Source organism: Staphylococcus coagulans (assembly GCF_002901995.1).
Taxonomy (GTDB): domain Bacteria; phylum Bacillota; class Bacilli; order Staphylococcales; family Staphylococcaceae; genus Staphylococcus; species Staphylococcus coagulans.
The window spans coordinates 45,433-52,445 of the sequence record NZ_PPQN01000035.1 but is presented as its reverse complement, the minus strand read 5'-3'; the positions used below and the strand labels follow the sequence as shown (position 1 = coordinate 52,445).

Genomic DNA, 7,013 nt, shown 5'->3' with positions numbered 1-7,013 from the left:
TGTGAGAAAGAACGCCCATAAACTCCTCCTTTAATCATTACTATTATTTTAGATACAATAGATTTTTATAAACATCTAGAAATAAATAACGATTACTTTTTCACTTCATTTCAACTATTTGTTCTCCAGTTGTTTTTTTGGAATTATTACACAAATCATATATTTATTTCTTTATCTATCGCTTGATAATATCTACATTGACTAATACGTTTCTTATCACCAACAACAATAAATTCTTTTTTAGCTCTTGTTACAGCAACATTAATTAGATTAGGCTTCTGACATGACCATTGAATAGCAGTATTTTGCGTATCATCCGTACCAGTGACAAAATAAACTTTATCTGCTTCTTTCCCTTGGAATGTATGAACTGTACCTATAGATTCATGTAACCACTTTCTAACATTTATGTTTTGGTTAACTAATGGTTTCAACTCTTTTTTGGCAAAAGCAATAATTTCACTCTTGACTCTAGAAAACGGCGTGATAATAAACACATTTGGCTCCTGTTTGCCACTTTTCAAAGCTTTAACCCAGTCTTTTTTCAGTTCTTCTACTACGACTATACCTTGTTCTTTCACAAATTGTTTTGGATTAGCTTTTCCTTTAACATCTATCCATGAAACCCTGCCAACTTTTCCTTCTAACTCGTTACTTTTAATATATTCTGGTAACACCATCTTTTGTTCGTATGCAATTTTATTGCTAATAGTAAACATTGGATTTAGACATCTTCTATGCACCCAAAGAGGTACACCAATCCACTGCTTTTCACCCTCTTCACCTTTCCAATAACCGTAGATATTTGCTCCATCACTTAGTGTTTGAACTGAAGATTCAATGCTCACCAATCGCTCAGGCACATTAAATGCTTTCCTTACAGAGTCAATCAAATTACGATCTATAGTTACCACTGGTTCAATTTGGACGGGATCTCCAACTGCCACCAGGTGTTGCGCACGTTGTATCGCTCCTACTGCAGCTTGAGGAATAGCTTGCCCTGCTTCATCAATATATAAGTAGTCTATAAAATCTTTAGGCATTGTTTGATACATTGACCTAAAGCTTGCAAAAGTAGTGCTAATGACGGGAAAAACAAGGTGAATTACGTTCCATGCATTTTCTACTTTCTCAGGTGCTGCATCTAAATATTCAAAACGTCGCTGAAAATCATATAACCCTGATTGAATAGATTTAGCATTCCCTATTAAAATCAATTTGTGCAATACTATCGCCTTTAAAAATAATAATCCTCTTTCAAATTGTAATTCATCTGAAGTCCACAATACTTTCTCTTGACGCATATTATATGCTTCATTTCCACTTCTCCAAAATTCACTATCCGGCACCACGACATCTGGATGATCTTTTATAAAATTTAAATAGCCCTGTTGATTTTTGCGAAGCAGCATTAAATTTTGTTCTATCCGCTTGATGTGACTTTCTCTTTCATTTATTTCATTCACTGCCATAGTTATCTCAGTATCTATTCTTATTTTATCTTCATTAAATTGAATCTTTCTTCTCAGTAAATCTGCATGTCTTTGCTCATATTCTGTGTCTTTATCATCACTAGAATTGCTTCCTAAAAATTGTTTTAACTTATCTTTGAATGAATTTTTACTTTTTGTCAATTGAATATATTCTTTTAAATCGTTAATTTGTATATCAACGTTTATTATTTGGTTTTCTAAATTCTTTTTCCGTTGTTTTAAGGAATCAATATTATTATTTTTGTTTTTATCATTCAGTTCTACTAATTCTTGTTGATACTTTATAAACTGTTCTTCGCTTTTTCTAAAATCATCAAAGTGTTTTATACCTTGGTTAATTTCTTTTTTTAACACTTTAACTTTACTTAAAGTTTTTTGAAATGATTGTTTAGCATCTTTCCACTCTTTATTAATATCTATAGAATTATACGCATCAATTAAAACTTTATTTAACGTTTTTGATTCACAGCTAGTAAGAACTTGCGTCATTACACTATCAATATTTGCTTTCCTGCCAAAAACGCCTGAGAATAACCCCCATGCTTTTTCACCAATTAACTTTTCAGCAATTTCACTAAATATATCAAGTTCTTTCGCAACATTTTGATAAGCCTCTTCATACTTTGGAAAGTTTGAAGAAATATCACTTCTAACCACTTCAGATATTTTAGGCAAATCTTTGGATATATTTTCAACAGCACCATTATTACTTGATGCAACTACCATTTTATAGTGTGTATGGACATCGTTTAGAAAAGCAGTTGAGAATTGGTCTGTTTCGTGAATCTTCTGGAATTTAAAAGCTTGACTCGGTTTATTAAGTTTAGCAAAAGTCTTGGCCCTTTCAACTATGTTATGCGCAAATATATCTTTCAATAACGTTGTCTTACCCGTACCTGGAGGACCGTTTACAGAACTTATTTTCATTTGATCATGTGTTATTTGATTTACAGCAACTTGTTGCATCAATGATAAACGGTGTTCTACTAGAGAAGGCCAACGTCCATCAGGATAAAATTCTGGTTTTAGATAATGCTCTATATATTCTTTATTCTCATCAATGACTTTCTTATCTTTATCATTAACGCCATGAATGTATTGGCTCAATGTTTTATTAGGATCCTTTTTTGCAAATTCCATATCACTAATATAAAAACTATTAAGTTCATTGCTCTGTTCATTTGAAGTGACATATTTTATACCTATCGCTTGCTTAAAAAAACCTTGATAATTGGTTTCAAACAAAGCAAAATATTTAGAATATAATTGATCAAGCTTATGTAGTTTTTCTTTAGTTAACTTATTATTCCCTATAATTTCTTCACACTTATGCTTAAATTTTTCAAAATGATCTTGGTAGGTCTCTTCAATTAGGATATTTTTGTCATTTTTAAGAAACTTTAATGCACTCATTAACATTGGAACATGGAGCGTATCCATTAAAACGTATCCTTCATTATCAATCATGAAAGTATATCCATAACAGTTCCTATTATCTGGATTATAAATCTCTTCATCATTAAAAATACTTCGAATATATTGTTCTATTTCTCCAAACTTAAAGCAATGTCTATAAAGTTGAAATTGTATTTCACCTTTACTGCTACTTAACTGGTTAAGCTGAAAACGTTCGTCTTCCCATATAGGATAAAAAGACTCAAAATCATGTACTGCCTTTTGCTGTTCATTTAACAAAAAAAGATCTTTATTTAAATATGACTTTATATCCTCTAACTCGCCAGGTTGTAGCGTCTTTATTAGTATCCAAGCAGACAATGTATTATTAACTAATCTATCCATTAGCGCATCCCCCAAGAATCTATATATTTATAGTCATTTTAACAATAATTATCAGAATTTTACATGTAATTTTATTGTCTAATTAAGCAGCTCGCTACAAATAAATTTCATATCTACATTAGACTTTTAATTGCCTGTTCCCTTTATAGCCACCTATAAATGTATTTACATTCAAAAAAAGAATAAACTAACTCAACCCGAGGTATTTCCATGCCTCGGGTTTTCTTTTATACAAATATACATCTTCACATTATCCTTCCCAATATAAATGATGACAAATGTCATGGTGCAATTATGACAATCCTCACTAATAATAGCTCCCTTACTTTTTTACAATTAAATTAACTTATTCAAAGGATGTGCAGGGTTATGATTCATATCGAACATATCACGAAACAATATCAGCAACAAAAAGCGGTCAACGATGTTTCCTTTACGATAACAGAAGGCATTTGTACTGCATTAATTGGTCCGAATGGCTCAGGTAAATCCACACTGATTGATTTATTGATTGGTGATCGACACGCCGATAGTGGCATCATTAAAGATCCTTCACGATTATTACATCCCGAACGGTTAGGCGTGCTTTTTCAACGTACAACCTTCCCTGAACGTATGAAAGTCATAGAGCTTTATCAATTGTTTTCAAAATTATATCCTCAGTCGCTTTCTTTGGCAAAATTCCAAGACATCACGCGTTTTAACGATGCAGAGTTACAAAAATTTGCGACTGAACTATCAGGTGGACAACAACGTATTCTAGATTTCGCTTTAACTATGATAAGCAAACCACGCTGCCTTATTCTTGATGAGCCTACAAGTGCGATGGATGTCCAAATGAGACAACATTTTTGGAAAGTCATTTCGCAATTAAAAGCAGAAGGACTGACGCTCTTTTACACATCTCACTATATCGAAGAGGTAGAAAGAATGGCCGATCAAGTGATTGTACTCAACAAAGGCCAAATTGTATTCAATGATTCCCCGGAAAATATTAAACAGCAACAACATTTTTCGATGATTGATATTCCAGTACCCCAAACACCACTTGAACAGCAATTTCCATACGAAACAATCACGCGTACGCAACAACGCCTACATATTAAGACAAATCATGTCCAACAAGTTCTTGAAAAGTTACTTGCTTTAAATGTGAACCTTGATGATATCGAAATTCGTAAAAATTCATTGCTTGAGATTATTTTCAATGAGGACAAACAAGGAGAGGATCAATGATGCGTTTTGCATATTTATTATCAGAATTACGTTTACTATTCCGTTTTAAAACAAGATTGATACTATCGATTTTTATACCTTTAGCATTTTACTTATTATTTACATCGATCATCCAAGCACCTGAAGCTGAGATGGCTGAAATTAATAAAAATGCTATGTATAGCATGACGACATTCAGTTTAACGAGTTTCTGCTTATTCTCATTTCCGCTTGAACTCATCGATGAACGCAAAAAAGGTTGGTATAAAAACCTCATGACTACGCCACTCAAACCCTTTGACTATTTCAGCGTAAAAATTATTAAAACAATGTTTCAGTTTGTTTTAGCCATTTTTATTATATTCGGGACTGCTGCCTTTTATAAAGGCGTTCATTTATCCCTCAGTCAATGGATTTTATCAGGCGTCGTTCTATGGATTGGCGCAAGTTTGTTTCTATCACTTGGCGTGCTATTAGCACAAATCAACGATACCCAGAAAGCGAGTGGAATCGGTAATATTCTATATTTAGGTTTAGCTGTCTTAGGTGGTCTCTGGTTTCCGATTGACACCTTCCCATCTTTTATGAAACCGATTGCTCACCTAACACCTACATATCATTTAAAAAAATTAGCAACCGATTTAGGACAAAACGATTCTTTTGCGATTAGCGCTTTCATTATATTACTTCTATATAGTATGATTTTCTTAAGTATCGCTTTATATATTCAAAAAAGAAGAGATGTGTCTCAATGAAAAAACTAGATTTAGACGCGGGTCATTTATCCAGCTTAATCTATTTGTTATTTCCATTTCTTGCCTTATTTTTAAATCGTAATCAAGGGAATACCGTGTTCCTAATTGTTGTTTTCATCATCTTTAGTATTGTTTATACGACGTTGATTATCGGTCATCGCGCTTTAAAACCATGGATGTCTTATTTTTTACTTGTCCTACATTATTTAGGGATTATTTATTTTGTTTATGCAATTAATCCCACGTCGTCCTTATTCTTATTTTATAGTGTTTTTGCGCTTCCTTTAACTTTTCGCGTCAAGTTATGGTCTAAAGAATATTTCACCTTTTTAGCAACCATGCTCCTCTGTCTTATCGTGACGTTTCTCTATTATTCGGAGCCATTTTATATTGTGATGTTAATCATTTATTATTTTGTCATGAATTTAATTATGTTCTCAAATTTTAAACGTGTGACAGAGCAAGCGTACCAATCAGAGATTAACGCACAAAATGAGCATATCAACGTATTAATCGCTGATCAAGAGCGTAACCGTATTGGCCAAGATTTGCACGATACATTAGGTCATGTCTTTGCGAGTTTAAGCTTAAAATCAGAGCTCGCGCTTAAATTAATCGACCATGATATTAAAAAAGCAAAAACTGAAGTGGAAGCAATCAATCAAATTTCAAAAGAGGCATTAACTCAAATTAGAGCCATTATTAACGATTTAAAGTTGTTGTCATTTGAAGAAGAAGTCGCTTCGCTAGAGCAACTCTTAAAAAATGCAAATTTGACATTTCATTTTGAGAATGCGGCATATTCTCATGCTTTATCGCCAACGAAACAAGCCTTGTTGTCCATGATTTTGCGAGAAGCCATTAACAACGTCATCAAACATGCAGAAGCAACAGAAGTTTCCGCTTCACTATCGCATCATGCAGAAGGAATCATCTTGACAATTTGTGACAATGGAAAAGGACTTAACGATGCAGACGTTCATTTACAAAGTATTGAAGATCGCATCGCTTTATTAAGAGGAACTCTAAAAATTGAAAATCATTCAGGTTTGCAGTTGACCATTTTTGTACCAAATGGAGGAGGAATCCAAGTATGATTAACGTGATTATCGCAGAAGATCAAACAATGTTAAGACAAGCCATGGTTCAACTCATCGAAATGCATAACAACATTCATGTCGTTGCTGATGTCGGAGATGGACAAAGTGTCCTCAAAATGGCTCAAGAAACGGAGGCAGATGTTCTGATTTTAGATGTTGAAATGCCAAAGTTGACAGGCTTGGAAGTTTTACAACAAATCCGAGAAGATAAAGTCGATATTAAAGTGATTATCGTGACCACGTTCAAACGGCCGGGCTACTTTGAAAAAGCGGTCGCCCTTGATGTTGACGCTTATGTGTTAAAAGAGCGTTCTATCGATGAGCTAGTTGATACGATTCATCGTGTGATGTCGGGTCAAAAAGAATATAGCGAAGCTTTAATGACTTCGATTTTTACAGAACGCAATCCCCTTACGCCCAAAGAACAACTCGTACTCAAAGAAATTGGCAAAGGCCTTTCAAGTCGTGAGATTGCAAATACTTTATTTCTATCAGATGGCACAATCCGTAATTATACGTCGACGGTTATCGATAAGCTTGAAGCTGACAATCGCTTCGATGCTTGGAAAAAAGCGCATGATAAAGGATGGTTATAAGGATGACTTACATATAATGCTTGTGACATTTTATCTTTTTGATACAAAGTCATC

At 33.6% G+C, this 7,013-nt stretch carries 5 protein-coding genes; 4 read left to right on the top strand and 1 reads right to left on the bottom strand.

Annotation, left to right across the window (positions count from 1 at the left end; translation table 11 throughout):
• Nucleotides 1-155: 155 nt before the first annotated feature.
• Nucleotides 156-3,293 (bottom strand): DEAD/DEAH box helicase, encoded by a 3,138-nt coding sequence (locus CD118_RS08330; RefSeq protein WP_103356560.1) that lies wholly within the window; start codon nucleotides 3,291-3,293, stop codon nucleotides 156-158.
• Between the two features lie 369 nt (nucleotides 3,294-3,662).
• On the opposite strand from CD118_RS08330, the gene CD118_RS08325 reads away from it, so the two are divergent.
• From CD118_RS08325 to CD118_RS08310, 4 genes are read left to right on the top strand one after another with little or no spacing between them, the layout of a single operon-like run.
• Nucleotides 3,663-4,529 carry an ABC transporter ATP-binding protein gene (locus tag CD118_RS08325; protein ID WP_060829198.1) on the top strand — a complete coding sequence of 289 codons (867 nt, stop codon included), beginning with the start codon at nucleotides 3,663-3,665 and terminating at the stop codon, nucleotides 4,527-4,529.
• A complete protein-coding gene (locus CD118_RS08320; RefSeq protein ID WP_103356559.1) occupies nucleotides 4,526-5,263 on the top strand; it encodes an ABC transporter permease in 738 nt (245 codons plus the stop codon). Before CD118_RS08325 ends, CD118_RS08320 begins: the two co-directional genes overlap by 4 nt.
• Nucleotides 5,260-6,360 (top strand): sensor histidine kinase, encoded by a 1,101-nt coding sequence (locus CD118_RS08315; protein WP_060829197.1) that lies wholly within the window; start codon nucleotides 5,260-5,262, stop codon nucleotides 6,358-6,360. Before CD118_RS08320 ends, CD118_RS08315 begins: the two co-directional genes overlap by 4 nt.
• Nucleotides 6,357-6,959 (top strand): response regulator transcription factor, encoded by a 603-nt coding sequence (locus CD118_RS08310; protein ID WP_060829196.1) that lies wholly within the window; start codon nucleotides 6,357-6,359, stop codon nucleotides 6,957-6,959. Before CD118_RS08315 ends, CD118_RS08310 begins: the two co-directional genes overlap by 4 nt.
• Nucleotides 6,960-7,013: the final 54 nt, after the last annotated feature.

Coding starts and splice junctions, on each gene's coding strand:
- CD118_RS08330 (WP_103356560.1), bottom strand. CDS start 3,293: ATGGATAGATTAGTTAATAATACATTGTCTGCTTGGATACTAATAAAG.
- CD118_RS08320 (WP_103356559.1), top strand. CDS start 4,526: ATGATGCGTTTTGCATATTTATTATCAGAATTACGTTTACTATTCCGT.
- CD118_RS08315 (WP_060829197.1), top strand. CDS start 5,260: ATGAAAAAACTAGATTTAGACGCGGGTCATTTATCCAGCTTAATCTAT.
- CD118_RS08310 (WP_060829196.1), top strand. CDS start 6,357: ATGATTAACGTGATTATCGCAGAAGATCAAACAATGTTAAGACAAGCC.
- CD118_RS08325 (WP_060829198.1), top strand. CDS start 3,663: ATGATTCATATCGAACATATCACGAAACAATATCAGCAACAAAAAGCG.